Origin of the sequence: Corynebacterium sp. TAE3-ERU30 (assembly GCF_019209925.1) — a bacterium.
Classification (GTDB): Bacteria; Actinomycetota; Actinomycetes; order Mycobacteriales; family Mycobacteriaceae; genus Corynebacterium; species Corynebacterium megadyptis.
The window spans coordinates 33,966-56,646 of the sequence record NZ_JAHUTO010000004.1 but is presented as its reverse complement, the minus strand read 5'-3'; the positions used below and the strand labels follow the sequence as shown (position 1 = coordinate 56,646).

Below are 22,681 nucleotides of genomic sequence, written 5' to 3'. Positions count from 1 at the left end.
CGGAGATCAACTGATTAAAGTAATGACTATGAATCGATTGGCACGGGCACTGACATGGCTCTGGGGAACTGCGTGGCCGCTCTATGGCGCCACTGTTCTCGGGTCGAACCTTTTGGGTGCCGTGGCCATCATGGCGTTCATCCACTACCTCATCCCGCTGCCTGAGGGCACGAACTTTGGCCAGTCGCGTTTCGACGTCGCCTCCATCGGCATCTTCTACGTGTTCTTCGCCATGATCGTGGGTGCCATCGCCACCTACTACCTCTTCAAACCGGTGCTGATGTGGCAGCGCCACCCCGATGAACATGACCGCAATATGGTGCGCAATCTGGTGATGCGCATCCCCGTCTACCAGGCGATCATTGCGGGCGTGGTGTGGCTGATCGGTATCGCGATTTTGACCATCGTCGCCAGCAGCGTCTCGGGGCGTTTCGCCGCGGTGATCTTCTTCGCCACCTTCCTTGGCGGCTCCGCGGTTGTGCTGCTCACCTATTTCGAGGCGCAGCGCCTCGTGCGTCCCGTGGCCACCCAGGCGTTGGCCCGGCGCTTCGAAGATTCCACCCTCGAGCCGCCGGTGTCGCATCGCATGCGGCTGACCTGGCTGGCCACCACCGCCATGCCCATCGTCGGCATCATCTTGCTGCTCACGGGGCAGTCGGTGGGATATTTCACCACCGATCCCGCCGATATTCTGCCCGCCATTCTGGCGCTCTGCGTCTTGGCGCTCATCACCGGGCTGCTCGTGACCACCCTGCTGATCATGAGCGTGGTGGATCCCATCATGGAGCTACAAGACGCCATCAACCGGGTACGCCGCGGCGAAAAGGACGTGGCCGTGGACATCTACGACGGCTCCGAGGTGGGTGTGCTCCAAGCCGGTTTCAATGAAATGATGCGCGGGCTGCGCGAGCGCCAGCGGGTGCGCGATATCTTCGGCCGCTATGTCGGCGCCGAGGTGGCCAGCCGTGCTCTCGAGGAACGGCCCACCTTGGGCGGCGAGGACCGCAAGGTGGCGGTGCTCTTCGTGGACGTTATTGGCTCCACCACCTTCGCCGTGCACCACACCCCAGAGGAAGTGGTCACCGTGCTCAACGAGTTTTTCGAGCACGTGGTGGAATCGGTGCATGAGCACCGCGGCATCATCAATAAGTTCCAGGGAGACGCCGCCTTGGCCGTGTTCGGGGCGCCGGTATCGCTGTCTGATTCCACCGGTGCCGCCCTAGCCACGGCCCGCGATCTGCAGCGCCGGCTCAAGGACAGCCAGCTGGAATGCGGTATCGGTGTCGCAACTGGGCACGTGGTGGCCGGGCATATCGGCGGCCATGATCGCTTCGAGTACACCGTGATTGGTGATGCGGTAAACCAGGCCGCCCGCCTCACCGAACTCGCCAAGGACACCCCCGGCAAAACCCTGACCTCTGCCTCCACGCTGCGCGACGCCAACGAGGCCGAGCAGGCCCGCTGGACCGTGTTGAAGTCCGTGGAGCTGCGCGGGCGCCAAGAGATGACGCAATTGGCGCGCCCCATCCGCCCCACCTTGGCGGAGCGCTCCTAGGCGCCGAGGCGCGGCAGAATCTCCCGCACCATCAGTGGGGCGCACTCCACGCCATAGTCGGATAGCCGCTGCGGATCCATCCACAGCAGCTCCTCGATCTCAGCGGCGGGCGCGATGGCCGCGGCCTCGGCCGCGCTGAGCAGACGGGTGCACACAAAGACATCCGCCGAGACCACCCAGCCCGCCTCATTGGCGGCTGGGGCCTCGAAATGCCCGAGCGAGTCCAGCTCCTCTGGCTTAAGCACGAGCCCGATCTCTTCGCGCAATTCCCGAATGCCGGTGTCTGTGGGGCTTTCGCCCGGCTCCGGTTTCCCGCCGGGCTGCATGAACCGGGTGGTGCCGCGCTTACGCACGGCGAGCACGTGGCCGTGCTCATCCCGCACCACCACGGCCGTCACCCGCACCACGCCTGCAGCCATTACTTCGTCGAACGCCGCCGCGATCCGGCCTTCACCACGTTCTTGGTGGTGCGCTTCACCGACTTCTTGCTGCTTTTCTTCGTGGCCTTCTTGCTGGCTTTCTTGCTCGCCTTCTTCCGCGACTTCTTAGCGGACTTCGAGGCCTTGGGGTTCTCCGCTTCCTTCGCGCGCCGCTCAGAGAGCAGCTCGCAGGCGCGAGCATCCGTCATGGTTTCTGGGGTATCGCCCTTGCGCAGCGAGGCATTGGTGGTGCCATCGGTGACATAGGGGCCGAAACGGCCGTCCTTGACGGACATGGGCTTGCCCGAGACATCGTTATCGCCCAGCTGCTTCAGCGGCGGCTTGGCGGCGGCCCGGCCGCGGCGCTTCGGCTCGGCATAGATGCGGCGCGCCTCCTCGAGAGTGATGCTGAAAATGTGCTCTTCATCGCCCAGCGAACGGGAGTCATTGCCCTTCTTCAGGTAGGGGCCATAGCGGCCATTTTGGGCGGTGATGAGCTCATTATCGGCCGGGTCCACGCCCACCTCGCGCGGCAAGGACAGCAGCTTCAGGGCTTCGTCGAGGGTCACCGTGGCCGGCTCCATCGAGCTAAACAGCGAGGCCGTGCCGGGCTTGAGGCGCTCGTCGATGATCTCGCGGATCCGCTTTTCCTTCTGCTTCGCCGCAGTCTTGGTCTCCCAATTCTTGGCGCGCTTGCCCTCCTTGGCCCGCTCGGCGTCCTCGGCCGCGCGCTCCTCGGCGATGATCTGCTCCGCTACCTCGAGGATGTGGCTTTCCTCATCGTTGGTCACCAGCTCCGTCACATAAGGCCCATAGCGGCCCTCCTTGGCCACCACCATGCGACCATTCTGTGGGTTACGGCCCAGCTCACGGCCGCCCTGCGGGGTGGCGAAGAGCTTTTCTGCGGCCTCGAGAGTGATCTCATCGGGGGTGGTGGAATCCGGCAGGTTCGCCCGCTGGTACTCGGGGCTGCCATCGGATTGGGTACCAACAACGCGCTCCAGATAGGGGCCATAGCGGCCCACACGCACCACGATGGGGCGCCCCTGCTCGTCATCAAAGAGGGTCAGGGAATTGACGGAGCGAGCGTCGATGCTCTCCAGGTTGTCGTCGATAAGCGACTTCAGCCCACCGGAACGCGCGATCGACTCCGCCGTGTTCTCGGATGCGGCCTTGTTGCCAAAGTAGAAATCGCTCAGCCAGTGGTGGCCATCCTCATTACCCACGGCGATATCGTCGAGCTCATCCTCCATGGAGGAGGTGAAGTCATAATCCACCAATGCCGAGAAGTTGGACTCCATCAGCCCCACGACAGCGAAGGCCACCCACGAGGGCACCAGCGCATTGCCGCGGGGGAAGACATAGCCGCGATCCTGAATGGTCTTGATAATCGAGGCATAGGTGGACGGGCGACCAATGCCGAGGTCTTCCATCTTCTTCACCAAGCTCGCCTCGGTGTAGCGGGCCGGAGGATTGGTGGCATGGCTTTCCGCGTGCACATCCTTGGTGCGCAGCTCATCACCGGAGCTAAGACGCGGCAGACGCTTCTCGGCATTATCGGCAACATTGCGACCATCGGCGAGACGCGAGGTCTCCACATAGGCCTTCAAAAAACCGGGGAAGGTGATCGAGCGACCGGTGGCGGAGAACTCCACCTCTTGGTCCCCGGAGGACAACTGGGCGGTGCCCGCGATGCTCACCTTCATGGAGGTGCCCTTGGCATCCGCCATCTGGGAGGCCACGGTGCGCTGCCAAATCAGCTCATAAAGCTTGAACTCCTCGGCATCCAACTGGCCCGACAGGGAGGCCGGGGTGGCAAAAGACTCGCCGGCGGGGCGAATCGCCTCGTGCGCCTCCTGGGAGTTCTTCACCTTGCGGGAGTACTGGCGCGGGCTGGAGGGCACATAGCTCTCGCCATAGAGTTCCCGGGCCTGCACCCGAGCCGCCTCCTGGCCGGCGCGCGACAGCGTGGTGGAGTCGGTACGCATATAGGTGATATGACCGTTTTCGTAGAGGCGCTGCGCGATGCGCATCGTCCGCTCCGAGGTGTAATGCAGCTTGCGCCCAGCCTCCTGCTGCAGCGTAGAGGTCATAAACGGCGGATAGGGCTTACGGGTATAGGGCTTTTCCTCCACCGCGCTCACCCGCAAGGGCTGGCCCTTCAGGCCCTCCTCGAGAGCCTCGGCGGTGGACTTATCCACCACCACAACATCATCCGGCTTACGCAGCACGCCCGCATCGTTGAAGTCGCGGCCCTGGGCGATGCGCTTGCCCTCCACCCCGGTGAGCTTCGCCTGGAAATCACGCGGCTCATCGGCCTTCGCGTTCTGCGCGGCCACCTCCGCCACCAGATCCCAGTACTCGGCCGAAACAAAGGCCATGCGCTCGCGCTCGCGCTCGACGATCACGCGGGTGGCCACCGATTGCACGCGGCCTGCGGACAGCCGCGGCATCACCTTCTTCCACAGCACCGGCGAGATCTCGTAGCCATAGAGACGATCGAGGATACGGCGGGTCTCTTGGGCATCCACCAGATTCATGTCCAGCTCGCGGGTATTTTCCGCGGCGGCCACGATGGCGGGCTTGGTGATCTCGTTGAACACCATGCGGCGCACGGGGATCTTCGGCTTCAGCACCTCGAGCAGGTGCCACGCGATGGCCTCGCCCTCGCGATCGGGGTCTGTTGCCAGGTAGAGCTCGTCTACCTGCTTCAGCTTCTTTTTAAGATCGGCGACCTTTTTCTTCTTATCGGGGCTCACCAAGTAGAGCGGCGCGAACTCGTTGTTCACATCCACGCCCAGCCGAGCCCACGACTCCTTCTTGTATTTCGCGGGGATGTCCGCAGCACCACGCGGGAGGTCACGAATGTGCCCCACCGATGCTTCGACGATGTAATCATCGCCCAAATACGGCTGGATCTTCCTCGCCTTGGTCGCCGACTCGACAATCACTAGGCGCTTCGTTCCTTCAGCCACGGTTACCTTTCCTCGCGTGGTGCAGCCACGGTGCCGTCTCAGCGGTACTCGCGGCTGCTGCTCACGTGTATTGGAGCTATCTCAAGATGGTTAGTGAGGTGGGCGGTGGTGTGCATGAAGCGGTCACTTCCTGCCGCGGGAGCGTCCAGGACGCTCGCGCTACCGCACGATCCGACCACGATGAACACTAGTCACATTCCACGCGTCACCGCGCAGACACATCTGCACCAGTACCCATCTTCTTTATCTGTGGTCATTTAGCGTACACAGTAATATATGGGTCTTCCACGGTGCTATCTGGGGTACCAGCAACGGGGGACGCCATGCGCTGGCACAAGCGCAGGCCAGCAGGCGATCGCGGGGGCACGGTGACAGCGGCAGCTGTTCCCGCACACATCCCGCACACACCCCGCACGCACCACAAAAGCCCAGCGCATTACACGCTGGGCTTCAAGCAGATCGACCCGAAGGCCGACACGCAAGGAGGTTTAGAGGGCAGTTACTGCCTGGGCCTGCGGACCCTTAGCACCCTCGCCAATTTCGAACTCAACCTTTTGGTTCTCCTCGAGAGTACGGAAACCGCCACCCTGAATCTCGGAGTAGTGGACGAAGACGTCTTCAGAGCCGTCCTCAGGGGCGATGAAACCAAAGCCCTTTTCCGCGTTGAACCATTTCACAGTTCCCTGTGCCATAAAAACTAACTCAAATCTTTTTCTTGAAGTGCGATACGACCTGGCTCCTATTGCACGAGCCATGCCGGGAGGGCGTCTTATTCACCGGATTGTTCACAACGTGGTGTGGCGCTCTATGTGGCGCTTACAAACTCTTCGATTCCTCTGTGTGCCCACTCAGTGGGCTGGTCACATCTGATGCTTTTCAGCTATCAGAAAACGTCCGACCGAGTCCCAGTGTGTCATGTTTTTCAGCAAAGGGATAGTCTATATTTGAAAATTACTGCCTTTCCGCAGCTCAACGCGCTAATACTATTTTTTATAAGCACACAAAACCAACAGAAAGTGGCGCAGTTATGTCCTCTTTTGGTGCCGAACTCACCACCATCATCAGCACTGCGCTTCCCACCGCCACACCCACGTTCATCGGCACCCGCCCGAGCCGACCCGCCGCCTACCAAGACTGGCCCGACTGGGTGCTGCCAGAGCTGCGCACCCACCTCGAACACGAGGGCATCACCCGCCCCTATGCCCACCAGGTGGAATGCGCCGAAGCGGTCCATGCCGGCCGCGATACCATCATCTCCACCGGCACCTCCTCGGGAAAATCCCTCGGCTACCTGCTGCCCATCCTCAGCGCCCTCGCCTCCGATGACCGCGCCTGCGCGCTCTACATCACCCCCACCAAGGCCCTGGGCAATGACCAACTCCACACCGTAGCGCGGCTGTGTTCCACCATTTCTGCGCTTGACGACGTCGCCCCGCACCCCTATGACGGCGACACCCCCATCGACGCGCGCCGCCCCATCCGCGACGCCTCTCGCTTCGTGTTTAGCACCCCGGATATGCTGCACGCCTCCATTCTGGCCGCCCACGGCTCCTGGACCCGGCTGCTGCGCAACCTGCGCTATGTGGTGATCGACGAGGCCCACGTCTATCGCGGCATGTTCGGCGCCCACGTGGCGCTGGTCCTACGACGGCTCCGCCGGCTCTGCGCCCACTACGGCGGGCACCCCACCTTCGTTCTGGCCTCGGCCACCTCCCGTGATCCAGCGGCACACGCCAGCAGGCTCATCGATGTCCCCGACTTCGATATCACCAGCGTGGAGCGCGATAGCGCGCCTGCGGGCGAGCAGACCATCATGCTCCTCGAACCCTCCCTTCTCCCGAGTGAGGATGAGCGGCAACCGCCCCAGCGGCGAGCCGCCAGTACCGAGGCCGCCGATGTGATGGCGCTGCTGCTCGCCGAAGGTGCTCGCACCCTGACCTTTGTGCGCTCCCGTCACACTGCGGAAACCGTGGCGCTACGCTGCGCCGAAGAGCTCATTCACGCCGGTCACCGCGACTATGCCCGCCGGATTGCCAGCTATCGCGCCGGCTATACCCGCGAGGATCGCCACGCCCTCGAACGGGCCCTCGACGAGGGGGAGCTGCTGGGCGTGGCCACCACCAATGCCCTCGAGCTGGGCATCGATATCGGAGGTATTGATGCGGTGGTCTCTGCCGGCTTTCCCGGCACCGTGGCCTCGATGTGGCAGCAGGCCGGACGTGCGGGGCGCCGCGGCCAAGGCTCGCTCTATGTGCTGGTCGCCCGCAGCGACCCGATGGACACCTATCTCATCCGCCACCCCGAGGCCCTGCTCGAGCGCCCCTTGGAAGAACACGTCTTTGATCCCACTAACCCCTATGTGGTGAGCGAACATGTGCTCTGCGCGGCCGCAGAAAAGCCGTTGAACTTGGCGGATATCGACGCCTTGGGCGCGGGGCAGGTCCTGCCCCAGCTGGTAGAGGATCAGCTGCTGCGCCACCGCCATGGCCGCTACTACCCCGCCGATCCACGGCAGGTAGACACCATTCACAGCCAGGTGGCACTGCGCGGCAACGACGGCGGCGAGGTGCTCATCGTCGATTCCACCGACGGCCGCATGCTCGGCACCGTGGACCCCGCGCGCGCCCAAGCCCAGGTCTTTCCCGGTGCGGTGTATCTGCACCAGGGAGAAAGCTTCGTGGTGGATGAGCTCGATGTGGCAGAGAATCTCGCCCTCGTCCACCCTGAACAGCCCCCGTACTCCACCTTTTCCCGCAGCTCCACCACCTTGCGGATCCTTGCTGCACCAGAGGAGGAGGCACTAGTGAATTATGCGCCTGGACTCTGGGTGGCCAACCTCGAGGTGGAGGTGACGAAGCAAGTGGTGGGCTATGTAAAGCGCTATACCAACGGCCAACCGCTGGAGGAGATTCCGCTGGAGATGTCTCCCCAGGTGCTGCGCACCCGCGCCGTGTCCTACACCCTGGATCCCGCGATTCTGCAGCAGCTGAAGGTCTCCGCGGCGGAGGCGCCTGGGGCATTGCACGCGGCCGAGCACGCGGCCATCGGCATCCTGCCGCTGCTGGCCACCTGCGATCGCTGGGATATCGGCGGGGTATCCACGATGGAGCATCCCGATACTGGGCTTCCCACGGTATTTGTCTATGACGGCCACGAGGGCGGGGCGGGCTTCGCCGATACCGGCTTTCGCCGTTTCCCCGAATGGATCAGCGCCACCTTTGAAGCGGTGCGCTCCTGTCCCTGCGCCGAGGGCTGTCCCTCATGTGTGCAGTCGCCCAAGTGCGGCAATGGCAACCAACCCCTGGATAAGGATGCAGCCATCGCTGTGTTGGGGGCGGTGGTGAGCATGACCGGCGACGCAGGTGACTAAAGAGGCCCGGCGCGGGCCACAGCCTCTCGGCCACGCACGACAGTCTGGACGATGATATCGGCACCATCGACTGCGCAGGAGCCGAGAGCTGCACTATTGTGCCGCGCCACCTCTTCTGCCATACGGCACCCATCGTGGCCGTCGCTATGGGCATAGGCACCCGCCACGGCCGCCATATCGGCAGCCAGCTGGGCCTGATGCCGGGCGATGAGCAGGCTGCCCACGGTGGCCATGCCCGCCAGGATGCTGCATAGCACGGCGATCATGGCCACCAGCAGGACAGTGGCGTAGCCGCGTTCATCGCGCCACATCAGCTATCCCCAGGTGCGCCGCCGGCGGTGTATTCCACCGGAAAGCGGGCGGTAGCATGCAGAGTGCCGACAGGCGAGGGCATGGCCGCAGTGGCCTCCATGACGCCGTTGCTGGAGGTGATCTGCACGCTTCCTCGGGGCGGTATGAAACTCTCGCCGATAGCGGCGGCACGGGCCGCGGCCCCTGCGGTATCGATGGCCGCAAGATACGCCGCCAACGCCACTACGCCACTGATCGTGAGGGCAAACACCACCACCAGCGAGGCCAGCCCGAGAGCGGCCTCGATGGTGACAGAGCCCTCCTCCGCTGCGAGGAGCCGGCGGCTAGCTCGGGGAATTCGACAGCGCATCGGTGATGATGGATTCAATCGCGTCCGAGACCGCTCCGGAATTGATGACGAGGAATAACACCCCGGCAAGCGCGGCAGCCGCGAGGCTGCCCATGGCGTATTCGATGGTGCTCATCCCCTCCTCCTCGCGGTGGAGCTGGGCAAGACGGGCCTGGATGAGGTGATAGATGGTGTTCATGATGATGACTCCTTTAAGTGGTGGTGTGGGTTTAAAACAGGGTGCTGGCGATATCAACGATGATGGGAATGAGTCCCAGAATGAGAAAGGCCGGAAGGAAACACACAGCGAGGGGGATGGCGATGAGCACCCCGGCGCGCTCAGCGGCGGCGCGCTGGTTGTTTTCTGCTGTGTGCCGCACCGAGGCGGCGATCCTGTCGAGCCCGCTGGCAATAGAGGTTCCACCGCGGCTGCTCAGCACCGCCAGTTCGGCGACGGGAGCGAACACGGAGTGGTGCAGGAAGGGCTGCCAGGATTTCTCGGCGCTGCAACCCAGTCGGAGCAGGGCTGCCACGGTGTCCCATAGCTGCCGGTCTGCGGGCGCGGCCACGGTGGCCACGGCGCTCACGGCAGCGGCATGGGACATACCGCCGCTGATACAGGCCGCAAGAAGCTCAATGTCTGCGGCGCGATCCTGCGGCCTGACCACCGGATCATCGCGGGGGCGGCGAGTTCTCGAGCTGGGATCGGTGCCCAGTCGGGTGCGTGCTGTGGGCTGGGGATAGGCGAGCAGGGCGAGGGCGAGAAAGAGGAATGTCATGGTGGTTTAGCTCCCCCGTGCGGTGTTGATGATCGAATATGTCCAGAGGACACCGCTGCACATCAGTGCGGTGCCGAGCATGAGGAGCACTCCGCCGAGGGTGGTGCCGCTGAGAAAGGCCAGCGGCGCTGCGCCCATCAGGCTGCCCAGCCCCACCCCGAGTGCAGGCAGCACACTCAGGAGCACGGCGGTGGCCATCGGCCCTTGGAGTGCGGCCTGCACAGTGCTGTCATGGCGCTGTGCCTGATCGAGTTGCTGCTGGGTGCGCTCCAGCAGTGCCACCAATCCGATGCCGTGCTGCTCGCTGAGCTGCCAGAGCGCCCCAATGCGCGCCAGCTCGGGAATCTCGGTGGCGCCGCTGAGCGCGGGGGCGGGGCTACGGCCACTGCGGGCGCGGTTCACGGCGGCGGCTAGGGGCTGCGCGATAGGGGTGGCAGCGGCGGTCTCAGCGGCGGTCGCTAGGGCGTGGTGCAGGCTTGCCCCGGCGCGGATACTTGCCGCCAGCACCCCGGCGCACTGGCCGGCGGCCGCGGCGGCGCGCTGCTGCCGGCGCCGGCGGTGCATATCGCGCACGACATAGCCGATCGTGGCCACCACCACGAGTGCGGCGCAGGTGAGAGCCACCGCCCCGAGCACACAGATGATGGCCACCACGGCGATCGCTGCCCACACCCAGCCGGCGCCGCCGCGCCGCCGTCGGGCGCGGTGGCCGATGCGCTGCCGCGGGCACGCACCTGTGGTGCAGAGCAGGGCCGCAGCGAGGGCAAGGGGAGTCAGTGGTGCTATGGAGATCATGGCTGCCAACTCTCCGCAATCGCGAGACCATCAGCTGCGGGATGACGCGCATCCCAGATCACCTCGATACGCACAGGCTCGGAATGCACCACACCGATTTGGCTGATGATCCGGCCCGTGGCGGTGCGCCGCATCGCAATCACTATCTCCACGGCGGCAGTGAGCTGGGCGTGCAGCGCCTCCCGCGACATCCCACCCAAGGCAGCCAGCGCCTCCATGCGGGCGGGCACCTCGCTGAGCGAGTTGGCGTGGAGGGTGCCAGCACCGCCCTCGTGGCCGGTATTGAGCGCGGCCAGGAGGTCAACGATCTCCGCGCCGCGGATCTCTCCCACCACAATGCGATCGGGTCGCATCCGCAGCGCCTGGCGCAGCAGATGCGAGAGCGTGATCTCCCCGCGGCCTTCCGCATTGGCTCCCATGCTCACGAGATTCACCACATGCGGATGCGCCGGTGATAGCTCGGCGGTGTCTTCGATACAGATGATGCGCTCCCGCGGATCCACCTCCGCGAGCAGGACCGAGAGCATGGTGGTTTTCCCGGAACCGGTCCCGCCTACCACCACAAAGGATTTCCGCGCCGCCATCATGGCTTGTAAAAACTCGGTGACCTCCGCCGGCATGGTGCCGCGTTCTTCTAACTCCGTGAGGCTGGCGGCCGCAGAGCGCAGCATGCGCAGGCTGATAAGCGGGCCGGTATCGCTCGGTGGATCCAGCAGGGCGTGCACCCTGATGGAGCTGCCGTCGGCGCGTCGCAGCTTCCCATCGGCACAGGGCTGGGCATCATCGAGGCGGCGGCCGCAGGCGACAGCCAGGCGTGTCGCTAGGGCGCGAATCTGCTCGGGCGAGTCGAAGCTCAGCGCGGCGTGTTCCATGCCGTGCCCGCGATCAAAATAGATGCGATCTACCCCGTTGACCACCACATCGGTGACTCCCTCGAGGCTGCACAGCCCTTCGAGGATGCCGACGCCAGTGGAGTCATGGCGCAGCTTCTGCAGCAGGGTGAATACTTCCCGATCAGAGATCACCCCCGCTTCTTGGCGGATGAGCTCCGCGATCACGGCGGCCTCGGGCTGGGGCTGCTCGGAGGCAGCGAGCCGGGCGTGCACGGCATCCAGAATGCGTTCGCTATTCATGGCCGCCTCACCACTGCTGTCCGCGCTGCTGGATGTGCTCTATATCCGTGCAGATATCCTCCACCGCCCGGGCGAGGATCCGCGGGCAGCGGCCACGCAGCCCGCCTTGTTCGAGTTGTTTGGCCACCCCGGTGCTGCAGCGCACATCCGCGCTGACGTTAATACCCGCCACGGACTCCACCTCAGCTGTGCTCAAAGAGGCCCAGGTGCGGCTGATGGTGACAAAACTTAAGGGCACATGGGTGCGGCGAAGCTGCGGCAACTGCGCGGCCACGGCGCACACGCCGCGCACCTCGCGGGGAACGAGCACCACGAGGTGATCGAGAGCAGCCACAATGTCTGGGTCCAGGGCGTCGGCTCGGGGCAGGTCCACCACCGTGTAGCCCTCTTCGCGCAAGGTGCGCAGGGCACCAAGGATGGTGTCGGTCGACGGCGGCGGGCCAGCACCGCGATCGCGGCGATGGCTGACACAGCTGGCGGCGGCGGTGGGCAGCACCGCGCGCACATCGGCGGCGGCGAGATCACCCTGGTTGAAGTCCAGCTCATCCCAGCGCGGGCCAGGCTCCTCCTCCACTCCGAGGATGAGATCCATCCCGCCACTAGGGTCGGTATCCACCACCGTGGTGGGGGCGCGCTGCGCGAGCTGCACGCCCAGTGCGCCGGCAAAGGTACTCACGCCGCAGCCACCGACGCAGCCTGTCACCCCCACGACGAGGCCTTCCTGACTGCGCGTATCCCGCCCGAGGTCGGTGAGCAGGGCTGCCGCCTCGGCCGGCAGGGCATAGGCCTGCTCGGCGTGAATCTTCATAGCTAGCTCGAAGTTCACCGGCGTCTGGTCTGCGGCGACAAGAAAGACCTTGTCGCGGCGTGGCTGGGGCCGCTCGAGAAGGAACTGGGCACCCTGCTCATCCACCAGGATGGCAAAAGCAGAATGGTGGTGGCGCGCCAATTCCTCAGCAGTGGACACCTCCACCACCTGGCGGACGGTCGCGGCGGCGATATGAATGGATTCCGGGTGGACGAGAGGATCACAGACGGCGATGACAACGGGGGCCTGGGACTGATCACGGGTGGCGCTCATGGCCCCAGAGTGTGGCCCATTCAGCGTTGAGCGTCGCCCCTCGCACCCCGGGGGCTGTGCATAACCTGCTGCCGCGGCGAGTTGTGCACAGCGGAGAATATGTGCCGGTGCGATAAGCGGGTGGCCCCACTAGCGTCAGCGGGTTGGCCCCGCGCGGCGAGTACCCTGCCTCGCGCGGGCGACAGCAGCGGCGAAGGATGGCCCCAAAAATTAAGAGACGGCCCGCGCGGGATGGGGGGTGGTATGCGCGGGCCGTCTGCGGTTACCCGGCCACTTGGGGGGGGACGGGCCGGGGCAGACCACACTGTATATCGGGGTCGTGCGGTTCCGAGTATGTCACAGCTTGAATAGCACGTCAATAGCCCCACAGAGGCCTAAAGATGCAGGCACAGCCACTTCTCAGTAGCATCACTCTTAGTCACTTATTTCACATCAGTATCACGCGAGGAGGTGGGTCATGGCGTCCGAACAGCACCCAGAGGCACCCGTTGCTGCCTTCTTCGATTTGGATAAGACGATCATCGCCACCTCCTCCGCTTTTGCCTTCAGCCGCACGCTCGTTTCCCACGGAATGCTCAGTACCAAAGAGGCGCTCACTCTGGTGCTCGCCGAAACGGGATACATGATCGCGGGGCACTCCCAATCCCAGATGGATGACACCAAGGATCAGCTGACTCAGATGGTCAAGGGGCTGCGCATCGAGGATCTGCAGCACACCATTGACCACACCCTGCTGCATCGCGTGGTGCCCACTATCTTCGCCGAGGCCCGCGAGCTCATCGAGGAGCATCATGCCCGCGGCCACGATGTGATCATCATTTCCGCCTCGGTGAAGGAGCTGGTCGATCCCATCGCCCACGAGCTGGGCGCGGATCACACCATCACCACCCGTTTAGAAGTGGTCGATGGCGCCTACACCGGCAAGCTCGAGCTCTATTGCCGTGGTATTACCAAAGCGACCGAGATCAGCAAGGTGGCCGGCAGCCACGGCTATGATCTCGCCCGCTGCTATGCCTACTCGGATTCGGCCACCGATATTCCCATGCTGGAGATGGTGGGCCATCCGCGGGCCGTCAACCCCGATCGCGTGCTGAAAAAGCATGCGCTGGCCGCCGAGTGGCCGGTGCTGAACTTCAAAAACCCCGTGCCGCTGCTGTCTAGCCCGTCGAAAAAGGATCTGGGCATTGGTGGCGCCGTGGCCGCCGCTCTGGCGCTCGGGATGGGCAGCTGGTGGCTCAGCACCCGCTGGGGCGCACTGCGCTCCAGCTAGCAGGTGCGGCGCGGCGGGGCAGGCTACAAGCGATCGGCTACCCGTGCGGCTTCCTCGCCGCCGCGGCGCCAGGCAGCAAAGTGCGCCAGCGCGAGAGAATCGACCTCGCCGCGGCAATAATCGCGAATCAGGGCGGTGTGCGCGGCCGGGTCGCGCAGTAGATAGGGCTCTGGCATCGCCAGCCCTTTGGGATCAAGCCCCGCGGCCATGGCATTAAGCCGCACTGTGGCGTACCCCACGACGACCGAGCGGGGGCCAAAGATGCGGTGGCCCAAGATCTCCCCCTGCAGCAGCGCGCACGTTTCTACCTGCCCCACGAGCCGCGCCAATACGCTGAGCCGCGAGGCCTGGCGCTCCGGCACCCCCTCCCCGCCTGCAATGCGGTCTAATTTCGCCATCACCTGCAGCGGGGCACGCTGGAATGTCTCAGCCAGCGCCGGGGTGAGCACCCCGTAGACCTCGAGGGCGGATACCTCAGAATCAGCTGCGATTTTCTTGAGAGCCGTGGCGCCAACGAGCGCGGAGTGGGCGCTGGTGGCGGCGGCATCACGTAAGTTGGCGCGCTTGCGATGAGCAGTCGCAATACTCGCCGATGCGGCATTGATATGCTGGTGGATAGCTGGATTGCGGAATATTTCCATGGCGGCCGAGCTGATGACTTTCCGTGTCGAGTTCACAACCGCGCCGAATTCGTGGCACGATGGTGCACAACTAGAGTTTAAGAAAATACCACTAACGGAGGATCAAGACGGTGAGCAGTTCTAAGGGAATGTACAGCGAAGGGGCACCCGCTTTTTCGCCGAAGGTTAACTCGATTCCCCTCAGCGACGCGGATACCCGTGGCCCCGGTGAGGGCTCTATCGGCAATCTCGTGAGCGACGCTACTGCGCAGATGTCCAATCTTTTCCGCGCTGAGGTCGAGCTGGCCAAGGCCGAGGTTGCTCAGGAAGCCAAGAAGGGCGCCATTGGTGGCGGTCTCTTCGGCGTAGCCGGCACGATCGCCCTCTACTCGTCCTTCTTCTTTTTCTTCTTCCTCGCCGAGCTGCTGTCCACCTGGCTGTCGCGCTGGGCGGCGTTCCTCATCGTGTTCCTCATCATGGTGGTGCTCGCTGCTGCGTTCGCCCTCTTTGGCTGGCGCAAGGTGAAAACCATCGGCAAGCCGGAGAAGACGGTGCAGTCGGTGAATGATCTCAAGACCCTTGTCCCGGGCAAGGCCACCAAGAATCTCGAGAAGCGCGAGCAGGACGGCATGTACACCTAAGCCGTCAGTGCACCCGCTCTGATCCCCTTTTCCCTCAGGTATTCTGCAGGGATAAAGGGGGTTTTCCATATCGTTCCACCCGCACCGTATGTCTAAGGAGTCTGCTGTGTCCCGTCGTCCGCTGAGTCAGCGATTGCTCCCGCCACGCTGGCGACGGAATCACACCGAGCATTCCCCCGCCATTCCCAGCGCTGTGGCCCTCGAGGGCCCCTTTACGCACGAATGGATCCACACCCGCGGCATCCGCCTCCACGCCGCGACCGCCGGCGATCCCCACGATCCGCTCATCGTGTTCGTGCACAGCGCGCTCGGCGGCTGGTTCGATTATCGCCACGTGCTGCCCACCGTCGCCGCTGCTGGCTACCACTGCGTGGCCATCGATATGCGCGGCTTCGGCATGTCGGATAAGCCACCCAGCGACTATGATCTGCGCACCCTCGCCGGGGATGTCTATGGCGTGATCCACGCAACCGGGCATAAGGATGCGGTGGTCGTGGGCCATGCCGCGGGCGGCGCGGTGGGCTGGGCCTTGGCCATTCATCATCCCGAGGCCGTGCGCGCGCTGGTCTCGATTGCCGCCGCGCACCCCACCGATCTGCGGCGCTGCACCTTCAGCTATCCGTGGATGTTCGGCACCCCGATTCTGCGCCATCTCAGCGCGCTGCTGCCGCCGCGCCTGCATGCGCTACTCACCACCCCGCAGTCCACGGCCCGGGTGAATCTGGTGACTAATACTGCGGAGGGCTTTCATACCACCACCGCCGGCAAGAAGGAGATGCAGCTGCGCACGGTGGCCTATAGCATCGCCAATACCTCTCCCGCGCGCGCTAAGGTGGCGCGCATCGAGCTCGCCCCCGTGCCGCTGCGGTGGATGACCGCCCCGGTGGAGCAGCCGGTGCTGCTGCTGCAGGATTCTTCCACCCCGTGGGCACGACTGGCCGAGCGCGCCGCCAAGCGCGTCAAATCCGAGACCAGCGTGGTGCACATTCCGCAGACGAAAAACATCCCGCATCTCGAGGCACCCGCTAGTTTCAGCTCCGTGCTCGTCTCCTTCGCGCGCTCTCTCTAGGGCGCTTATCGACGCTTCCTCGGCTAGCCCACAACGCAGGCCCCCGTATTCACGGGGGTTTCAAGGCCCGTGGCATCGGCCACGTGCTTCTCTACTTCGGCACGGGTGAGGGCATAGCCGGTATCGGTGTCATCGGCGGCGGCGCCGAAGACCACACCCAGCACGTGCCCGTCCTCGCTGAGCAGCGGGCCACCGGAGTTGCCCTCGCGAATGCTGCCGCGCACGGTGTACACCTCGCGGTCGATGCGCTGATCGGCGTAGATCGTGGGGCTATTGATCAAGAGCGAATCGATAATGCGGGCGGGGGCGGCCTCGAAGGGGCCGGACTCGGGAAAGCCCATCACCACGGCGTCCGCGCCGCTCTGTGCCGGTTCCTCCGCCCAGGGCAGAGGATCAATCCCGAGGCCATCGGTGGCGAGGATCGCGATATCAATCACGGGGTTGTAGTACACCACCCGTGCGGTGTGGAAGCCCAGCACGGTATCAAGATCCACCTCGTTCGTGCCGGCCACCACGTGCGCATTCGTCATGATGCGATCCGGGGCCACCACGAAGCCCGAGCCCATGAGCCGGCGCTGGCATTGCGGGGCCTCGCCGATGATATGCACCACCGAGGGGCGCACCCGTTCCACCATCGCCACATCGCTGACTTCGATGCGGGGAGCCTGCACCTGCTCCGGCTTGGGGCTCTGGAAAGGCGAGGTGATCATGGGCATGCCCGAATCATTGAGCAGCACCCGCAGCTTATCCGTGAGCGCGGCCAGGGCCCGTGGGGAATGGGTATCCACCTGTTGCAGCACGGTGGAATTGCGCACTCCCTTCGCCAGCCGCGAGTTGCCCTCTGCCAGCGGCGTCGCCAGCAGCCAGGCCACGATGAGCACCACCATCACCTGAAAGAAGGCGCCGGCGAGGGAATCGACCCGGCGCAGCTGCGGCTGGGTGACTTTCTCGCGCAGCGAGGCCCCGGCGGTGCCGCCAATGAAATAGCCAATGCAGGAAGCAAGCACCAGCACCGTCACGGCGATCACGATGCGCAGCTGGTTGCTCTCGGTTTGCTGCATGGCCAGCGGGGCCAAGGCAAAGCCGATGACTAACCCGGCAGCGATGCCGATAAAGGAAAAAACCGACCCCACCATGCCGTGGCGCCAGCCGTCGATAAGCGCGAAGAGCAGGAGAAACACCACAACGCCATCCACTATCACGCTGGGATCCATAAGGGCGCCTCTCTTCTCTGCGGCAGGGACATAGTGATTCTAGGGGCTAGGAGTGGCGTTCGTTGTTACGCGACGCGGCTAGGGTGGCGCCCAGATCGTACACCCGATCCTGCGCCCACGGCTGCGCCCAGCCGGCGTGGTCCAAAGCTGCACTCAGAATACCGCCTGTAAAGCCCCACACAATGTAGCCACGACAACGAAACGCCGGACCCCGCCAAGAACCGTGCTCCACCATGAGGCGATTGTCTGGTTCCACCAGCTCCGCTATGGAGGCTCGGAAGACATCATCCGCCTCCTCGGGGCTTACCGGCGCCACCGCCGCGGGGGCGTGCTGATACGCGATCACGGGATGCACCGGGTAGCCGCTGCGGCGCACGTGCACCTCCTCCATCTGAGCCACCGGTGTCACCGCCATCCGGTCGAGGCCCGTCTCCTCGTGGGCCTCGCGCAGGGCGCAGTCCACCGCGTTGATATCGGTGGGATCCACCCGGCCGCCGGGAAACGCAATCTGCCCGGAATGATGGCGCATCCGCGGTGAGCGGTGTGTGAGCAGCACGGTGGCGCTGGCCGGAAGCTGGTGTTGCTGCGGGTCGCCGTCGATAAGCATGAGCACCGCCGCCTGTCGATCGCGGCGGGGGCCGCTCTGGCGCGCCCGATCCGAGAGCGCCCGATGCACATGGCCCTCATCCACGGCCCGCACCAAGGGTGCCAGCCAGGGCGGGGCCGCCTCGGGGCGCAGCCGAGTATTCACCCCGCTGGCGTCCAGAGTCATCGCACCGCCTCCTCGAGGGCCGCCACCGAATCGAAGGGTTGCGGCAGGATGCGCTCCACCTCGCCATCGCGCAGCACCACCGTCACCGGCACCACCCCGGGCAGTGACCACGCCGCCGCGGCCGCCCCACGATCATCCTGGAAACTGGGAATATCCACCCCGAGATCCTCGAGCAGCGCCGCACCACGGCCGGCATCCCGATCCGCGTGCACCCCCACCACCGTCATCTCGGGGTGGCGGGCGGCGAACTCCTCGATCACCGGCAGCTCCTCCCGGCAGGGGCCACACCACCACGCCCACACATTCACCAGCACATAGGGCGAGGCCTCGCCCTCGGTCGCCGCGCCCAAACAGGGCAGCTCCACGCCCAGATCCGCCGCGGGACAAGCGGGGCGGCTGGCCGTCACCGGGGAGGTCTCGGTGGGCTGTGGGGAATCGCTCGCTTCCGGAGCGGGCGGGTTCTCGCCGCTGAGCAGACGGGTGATGATGAACGCGATGAGCACGATCGACACCACCACGAAGGCCAGATATAGGCGAATATGGGTGCGCATCTAGGCCTCCTCGATCCCCGCGAGCTGCAGCAGATGCCGTTGGGCCTGCTCATCGGGGGCGCGCAGCAGGCGCAGTGCCTCGGGCACCTCGGTGGGGCCGACACGGCCATAGCTGGGGCACTGCTGCCGCAGAAAACACACCCCACAGGCGGCGGTACGCGAGTGGCAAATCTGGCGGCCATGATAGATGATCCGGTGCGAGAACATCGTCCAGTCGGCGCGAGGCAGCTGCTCGGCCAGCACCGACTCCACCTTCACGGGATCGCTCTCTTCGGTGAGCTCGAGCCGGCGCACACAGCGGCCAAAGTGGGTGTCCACGGTGAGGCCGGGAACATCGAAGGCATTGCCCAGGACAACATTGGCGGTCTTGCGGCCCACCCCGGGAAGCGCGGTGAGCTCCTTTAAGGTGCCCGGCACCTCCCCGCCGTACTGCTCGGATAAGGCCTTGGCAATGCCGGCAGCGGCCTTGGCTTTATTGCGATAAAATCCAGTGGGCCGAATCAGCTCCTCGAGTTCCTCAGGGCTGGCCTCGGCCATCGCCGCGGCGGTGGGAAAACGGGCGAAGAGATGCGGGGTCACCTCATTGACTCGTTTGTCCGTGCACTGGGCACTGAGTACCGTCGCGATAAGCAACTCAAAAGCGTTGGAGAAATCGAGGGCGCAGTGCGCATCCGGATAGCCGGCTGCGAGCATCCTGCTAACCTTCCGTGCGCGTCGCGTGCGGGCGAGCGGGGTGGTGCCAAAAGTTCGTCCCATAGATATAAGACTAAGCCACACACGATCACCCCCGCCTGTCCCACTAGTAGAATGGAGTCCCATGAGTTCACTTTTTGCACTTGCAACCCCAGTTGTACTGACGGTTTTCGCCATGGGTATGGAGCGCTGCGAGAGCTCCTCTACGACCTCCCGCGCCCGGAAGCAGCGGCGCGAGCGCGAGCAGGCCGCACCGCTGGCCCAGGCAGAGCGCGACACCACCACAGAGCGCACCCCAGACCAAGCCGCGGCATAAGACCTCCTACCTTTTTGCTTGTGTGAGTTTCTCAGCCGCCACTGAGGTGATCACATATAAATCACCTAGCGCGCTAGGTCACACGCTAGGAATGGGTTGCTCACATTCACCCCCAAATTTGCATAACTACACAGCGGCCCGCCATCCCGCGATCGCATTAAAAATCCCCTGACCAGCGGCTTATCCGAGATAGCTGGGCAAGATGTCAAATAGTGACACACTCCATAGTAGGATGAGTGAAGACAAACACGGCGCGGGTGCCTATCCCACACTGCCGATCTTGACCGATAGATGTCTGGATATGTTGGTATACAGACGCTCCTCGACATGTGGGCCCACTTTGCTGCATCCTTCGCGCCGTACTCAGCGAAGATACAAGGAGTTAGACAGTGGAATCCGTACAGGAAATCTTGTCGCGGGCAGGCATCTTTCAAGGCGTCGACCCAGTGGCGGTAGCCACCCTCATCCAGGAATTGGAAACGGTGCGTTTTCCGCGTGGCACCACCATCTTCGAAGAGGGCGAGCCCGGTGACCGGCTCTACATCATTACCTCCGGCAAGGTGAAGCTGGCCCGCCACTCCGCCGATGGGCGGGAGAACCTGCTGACCGTGATGGGCCCCTCCGATATGTTCGGTGAACTCTCCATCTTCGACCCCGGCCCGCGCACCAGCGCCGCTGTCTGCGTCACCGAGGTGGCCGCGGCCACCATGAACTCGGAGATGCTGCGCAAGTGGATCTCGGCCCACCCCGAAATCTCCGAGCAGCTGCTGCGCGTGCTGGCCCGCCGCCTGCGCCGCACCAACAACTCCTTGGCCGATCTCATCTTCACCGATGTGCCCGGCCGTGTGGCCAAGACGCTGCTGCAGCTGGCCAACCGCTTCGGCACCCAAGAAGGCGGCGCCCTGCGCGTGAACCACGACCTCACCCAGGAAGAGATCGCACAGCTGGTGGGTGCCTCCCGCGAGACCGTGAATAAGGCCCTGGCGACCTTCGCTCACCGCGGCTGGATCCGCCTCGAGGGCAAGTCCGTGCTCATCGTCGCCACGGATCAGCTGGCCCGCCGCGCCCGCTAAAACATACAAAAACACCGCTGCCTCCCCAGTATGGGAGAAGGCAGCGGTGTTGCTGTATGCACGGACAGCCGCAGCTGCGCAGAGGACGGCACCGCCGCACGCCGTGCCGCCCTCATGTACGCAGGTTTATTTCGAGGGCACGTCCACGCCCAAATAGCGCAGGGTCACGCGGGTGGACTGCTCTGCGGCGTGGCGCAACACCGGATCCACATCGGTGTAGATCTCATCGATCAGGCCACGCACGGTGGCTTTATCGCCGAGCTTCTCGAGCGCATCCTCCACCTGCTGCAGACGCATCTTGCGACGCTCCAGGTACTTCTTGGCAAAGACGGAGATATCCTCCGCATCCGGGCCATGGCCGGGCAGCATGCGCACATTCTTGCCCCGCTTCTTCAGCATCTTCAGCGTCTTCAGATAGTCCTTGAGATCCCCGTCCGTCTCGGAAATCATCGTGGTGTGGCGGCCAGCGATAGTATCGCCGGTGATAATGCCCTCCAAGGTGGACTTGCCGGGCTTACCCGACCACACGAACAGACACACGGAGTCACTGGTATGGCCTGGGGTGTGCACCACCTCGATCTGCGGGGTCACACCCTCGACCTTGATGATCTCGCCATCTTCCAGCGCCGGCCCACCCAAGCAGTAGCGCTTATCAAAAGCCCGCACCGGCGCGCCGGTGAGCTGGCGAATACGCTGGGCGGAATCGGCGTGATCCGCGTGGCGGTGCGTCAATAGCACCTCCGCCACTTCGGAGGCATTCTTATTGAGCACATTCAGGTGCCCCTCATCCTCTGGGCCGGGATCCACCACGATGCTGCGCGGATCACCCTTGGCACGAATAACCCACGAATTAGTGCCCTCGAGCGAGCTGTAGCCGGGGTTAGGGCACAGCACGACTCCCACGGACGGAGATACTGGGCGTAGCTGACTATAAGCGGGATGCTCCATACCCACTAGCTTAACCCTGTTGCCTCGTATACGACTATCAATTTAGGCACGCTTTTCGACGACGAGCTCAACCTCGACCGGCGCGCCGAGCGGCAGCTCCGCCACCCCGACAGCCGAACGCACATGCTGACCGGACTCACCGAAGATCTCACCAATGAGCTCCGAGGCGCCATTGACCACTCCGGGCTGGCCGGTGAAGCCCTCGGCGCTGGCGACGAAGCCGGTAATCTTCAGCACCCGCGCCACATTATCGATACCCACCACGGCATCCACGGCGGCCAGCGCATTGAGCACGGCCAGGCGGGCGCAGTCCTTCGCCTGCTCGGCAGAGACCTCCGCCCCCACCTTGCCGGTGGCGTGCAGCTCACCCTCCACGAAGGGCAGCTGACCTGAGGTCCACACCTGGTTACCCACCTCGGCGGCGGGAATATAGGCCGCCACGGGCGCGGCTACGGCAGGAAGGGTGATGCCAAGCTCCTGCAGGCGGGCGCTGATCGAGCTAGTCATTTTTCACCCGCTTCATATAGGCCACGAGATTTTCCGGATTCGGGCCGGGGATCACAGTTACGAGCTCCCAGCCGTCCTCTCCCCAGGTATCGAGGATCTGCTTAGTGGCGTGGCTAATAAGCGGTACGGTGGCGTATTCCCATTGAGTCATGCGCCCCACCTTAGTGATCTCGGCGCCACGACGGGACCCCGCCCCACCCCCAAGGGGACGTAGATGCACATCACACACATACGGGCCCGCAAGTACGATAACTTACGGG

Annotated in this window: 25 protein-coding genes; 7 read left to right on the top strand and 18 right to left on the bottom strand. The window is 64.2% G+C overall.

The window, feature by feature from the left end; all coding sequences use genetic code 11:
• Positions 1-28 precede the first annotated feature (28 nt).
• Complete coding sequence (locus tag KR227_RS08485) at positions 29-1,555, top strand: adenylate/guanylate cyclase domain-containing protein (protein WP_218364946.1); 1,527 nt, start codon at positions 29-31, stop codon at positions 1,553-1,555.
• On the opposite strand, the gene KR227_RS08480 is transcribed toward KR227_RS08485, so the two are convergent.
• The 3 genes from KR227_RS08480 to KR227_RS08470 all read right to left on the bottom strand — a co-directional run bounded on the left by KR227_RS08480 (position 1,552) and on the right by KR227_RS08470 (position 5,641).
• On the bottom strand, positions 1,552-1,974 hold the full coding sequence (locus KR227_RS08480) for an NUDIX domain-containing protein (RefSeq protein ID WP_218364945.1): 423 nt from the start codon (positions 1,972-1,974) through the stop codon (positions 1,552-1,554). The genes KR227_RS08485 and KR227_RS08480 overlap by 4 nt on opposite strands.
• Positions 1,974-4,949, bottom strand: a complete 2,976-nt coding sequence (gene topA / locus KR227_RS08475; protein WP_218364944.1) for a type I DNA topoisomerase — start codon at positions 4,947-4,949, stop codon at positions 1,974-1,976. The genes KR227_RS08480 and topA overlap by 1 nt, the downstream gene beginning before the upstream one ends.
• 488 nt (positions 4,950-5,437) lie before the next feature.
• Positions 5,438-5,641 carry a cold-shock protein gene (locus KR227_RS08470; protein ID WP_018019572.1) on the bottom strand — a complete coding sequence of 68 codons (204 nt, stop codon included), beginning with the start codon at positions 5,639-5,641 and terminating at the stop codon, positions 5,438-5,440.
• Between the two features lie 335 nt (positions 5,642-5,976).
• Here KR227_RS08470 and KR227_RS08465 point away from each other — a divergent pair, with 335 nt between their 5' ends.
• Positions 5,977-8,319: a DEAD/DEAH box helicase gene (locus KR227_RS08465; protein ID WP_218364943.1), complete on the top strand. Its 2,343-nt coding sequence runs from the start codon at positions 5,977-5,979 to the stop codon at positions 8,317-8,319.
• On the opposite strand, the gene KR227_RS08460 is transcribed toward KR227_RS08465, so the two are convergent.
• Genes KR227_RS08460 through ssd form a run of 7 tightly spaced genes read right to left on the bottom strand, consistent with a single transcriptional unit; the run spans position 8,316 to position 12,747 of the window.
• Positions 8,316-8,630 (bottom strand): Rv3654c family TadE-like protein, encoded by a 315-nt coding sequence (locus tag KR227_RS08460; protein ID WP_218364942.1) that lies wholly within the window; start codon positions 8,628-8,630, stop codon positions 8,316-8,318. The two genes, KR227_RS08465 and KR227_RS08460, sit on opposite strands and share 4 nt — an antisense overlap.
• Entirely contained in the window at positions 8,630-8,980 is a 351-nt protein-coding gene (locus tag KR227_RS08455; RefSeq protein ID WP_218364941.1) for a hypothetical protein, read from the bottom strand. The genes KR227_RS08460 and KR227_RS08455 overlap by 1 nt, the downstream gene beginning before the upstream one ends.
• The gene (locus tag KR227_RS08450) at positions 8,955-9,158 is read right to left on the bottom strand and encodes a DUF4244 domain-containing protein (protein WP_018019576.1); all 204 of its coding nucleotides are present in this window, start codon (positions 9,156-9,158) and stop codon (positions 8,955-8,957) included. The genes KR227_RS08455 and KR227_RS08450 overlap by 26 nt, the downstream gene beginning before the upstream one ends.
• Before the next feature lie 31 nt (positions 9,159-9,189).
• Positions 9,190-9,738: a type II secretion system F family protein gene (locus KR227_RS08445; protein WP_218364940.1), complete on the bottom strand. Its 549-nt coding sequence runs from the start codon at positions 9,736-9,738 to the stop codon at positions 9,190-9,192.
• A gap of 6 nt (positions 9,739-9,744) precedes the next feature.
• Positions 9,745-10,533, bottom strand: coding sequence for a type II secretion system F family protein (locus KR227_RS08440; RefSeq protein ID WP_218364939.1), 789 nt, complete (start codon positions 10,531-10,533; stop codon positions 9,745-9,747).
• Entirely contained in the window at positions 10,530-11,666 is a 1,137-nt protein-coding gene (locus KR227_RS08435) for a TadA family conjugal transfer-associated ATPase (RefSeq protein WP_218364938.1), read from the bottom strand. Before KR227_RS08435 ends, KR227_RS08440 begins: the two co-directional genes overlap by 4 nt.
• A gap of 7 nt (positions 11,667-11,673) precedes the next feature.
• Positions 11,674-12,747: a septum site-determining protein Ssd gene (gene ssd / locus KR227_RS08430; RefSeq protein ID WP_218364937.1), complete on the bottom strand. Its 1,074-nt coding sequence runs from the start codon at positions 12,745-12,747 to the stop codon at positions 11,674-11,676.
• Between the two features lie 457 nt (positions 12,748-13,204).
• On the opposite strand from ssd, the gene KR227_RS08425 reads away from it, so the two are divergent.
• A complete protein-coding gene (locus KR227_RS08425; protein WP_218364936.1) occupies positions 13,205-14,017 on the top strand; it encodes an HAD family phosphatase in 813 nt (270 codons plus the stop codon).
• 23 nt (positions 14,018-14,040) lie between these two features.
• Here the strand turns inward: KR227_RS08425 and KR227_RS08420 are convergent, their stop codons facing one another.
• Positions 14,041-14,694, bottom strand: a complete 654-nt coding sequence (locus KR227_RS08420) for a hypothetical protein (protein ID WP_218364935.1) — start codon at positions 14,692-14,694, stop codon at positions 14,041-14,043.
• Between the two features lie 92 nt (positions 14,695-14,786).
• Between KR227_RS08420 and KR227_RS08415 the strand changes: the two genes are divergently transcribed.
• Both KR227_RS08415 and KR227_RS08410 read left to right on the top strand, forming a co-directional pair.
• The gene (locus tag KR227_RS08415) at positions 14,787-15,278 is read left to right on the top strand and encodes a phage holin family protein (RefSeq protein WP_151529440.1); all 492 of its coding nucleotides are present in this window, start codon (positions 14,787-14,789) and stop codon (positions 15,276-15,278) included.
• Between the two features lie 106 nt (positions 15,279-15,384).
• Positions 15,385-16,347: an alpha/beta fold hydrolase gene (locus tag KR227_RS08410; protein ID WP_218364934.1), complete on the top strand. Its 963-nt coding sequence runs from the start codon at positions 15,385-15,387 to the stop codon at positions 16,345-16,347.
• Positions 16,348-16,370: 23 nt separating this feature from the next.
• Here KR227_RS08410 and KR227_RS08405 read toward each other — a convergent pair whose 3' ends face one another.
• The 4 genes from KR227_RS08405 to nth are packed head-to-tail and all read right to left on the bottom strand — an operon-like array spanning position 16,371 to position 19,640.
• Entirely contained in the window at positions 16,371-17,561 is a 1,191-nt protein-coding gene (locus KR227_RS08405; RefSeq protein WP_218364933.1) for a MarP family serine protease, read from the bottom strand.
• 46 nt (positions 17,562-17,607) lie between these two features.
• The gene (locus KR227_RS08400; RefSeq protein ID WP_218364932.1) at positions 17,608-18,333 is read right to left on the bottom strand and encodes a CoA pyrophosphatase; all 726 of its coding nucleotides are present in this window, start codon (positions 18,331-18,333) and stop codon (positions 17,608-17,610) included.
• Positions 18,330-18,884, bottom strand: a complete 555-nt coding sequence (locus KR227_RS08395) for a TlpA disulfide reductase family protein (protein ID WP_218364931.1) — start codon at positions 18,882-18,884, stop codon at positions 18,330-18,332. The genes KR227_RS08400 and KR227_RS08395 overlap by 4 nt, the downstream gene beginning before the upstream one ends.
• Positions 18,885-19,640 (bottom strand): endonuclease III, encoded by a 756-nt coding sequence (gene nth, locus KR227_RS08390; RefSeq protein WP_218364930.1) that lies wholly within the window; start codon positions 19,638-19,640, stop codon positions 18,885-18,887.
• Between the two features lie 61 nt (positions 19,641-19,701).
• Between nth and KR227_RS08385 the strand changes: the two genes are divergently transcribed.
• Together KR227_RS08385 and glxR are read left to right on the top strand one after the other, a co-directional pair.
• Positions 19,702-19,893, top strand: coding sequence for a hypothetical protein (locus KR227_RS08385; RefSeq protein ID WP_218364929.1), 192 nt, complete (start codon positions 19,702-19,704; stop codon positions 19,891-19,893).
• 389 nt (positions 19,894-20,282) lie between these two features.
• Positions 20,283-20,966 (top strand): CRP-like cAMP-activated global transcriptional regulator GlxR, encoded by a 684-nt coding sequence (gene glxR, locus KR227_RS08380; protein WP_151529403.1) that lies wholly within the window; start codon positions 20,283-20,285, stop codon positions 20,964-20,966.
• 126 nt (positions 20,967-21,092) lie between these two features.
• Here glxR and KR227_RS08375 read toward each other — a convergent pair whose 3' ends face one another.
• The 3 genes from KR227_RS08375 to KR227_RS08365 are packed head-to-tail and all read right to left on the bottom strand — an operon-like array spanning position 21,093 to position 22,572.
• Positions 21,093-21,914, bottom strand: a complete 822-nt coding sequence (locus KR227_RS08375; protein ID WP_151549685.1) for an MBL fold metallo-hydrolase — start codon at positions 21,912-21,914, stop codon at positions 21,093-21,095.
• A gap of 42 nt (positions 21,915-21,956) precedes the next feature.
• Positions 21,957-22,421 (bottom strand): RidA family protein, encoded by a 465-nt coding sequence (locus KR227_RS08370; protein ID WP_218364928.1) that lies wholly within the window; start codon positions 22,419-22,421, stop codon positions 21,957-21,959.
• Positions 22,414-22,572, bottom strand: a complete 159-nt coding sequence (locus KR227_RS08365; protein WP_018019595.1) for a DUF4177 domain-containing protein — start codon at positions 22,570-22,572, stop codon at positions 22,414-22,416. The genes KR227_RS08370 and KR227_RS08365 overlap by 8 nt, the downstream gene beginning before the upstream one ends.
• Positions 22,573-22,681 lie beyond the last annotated feature (109 nt).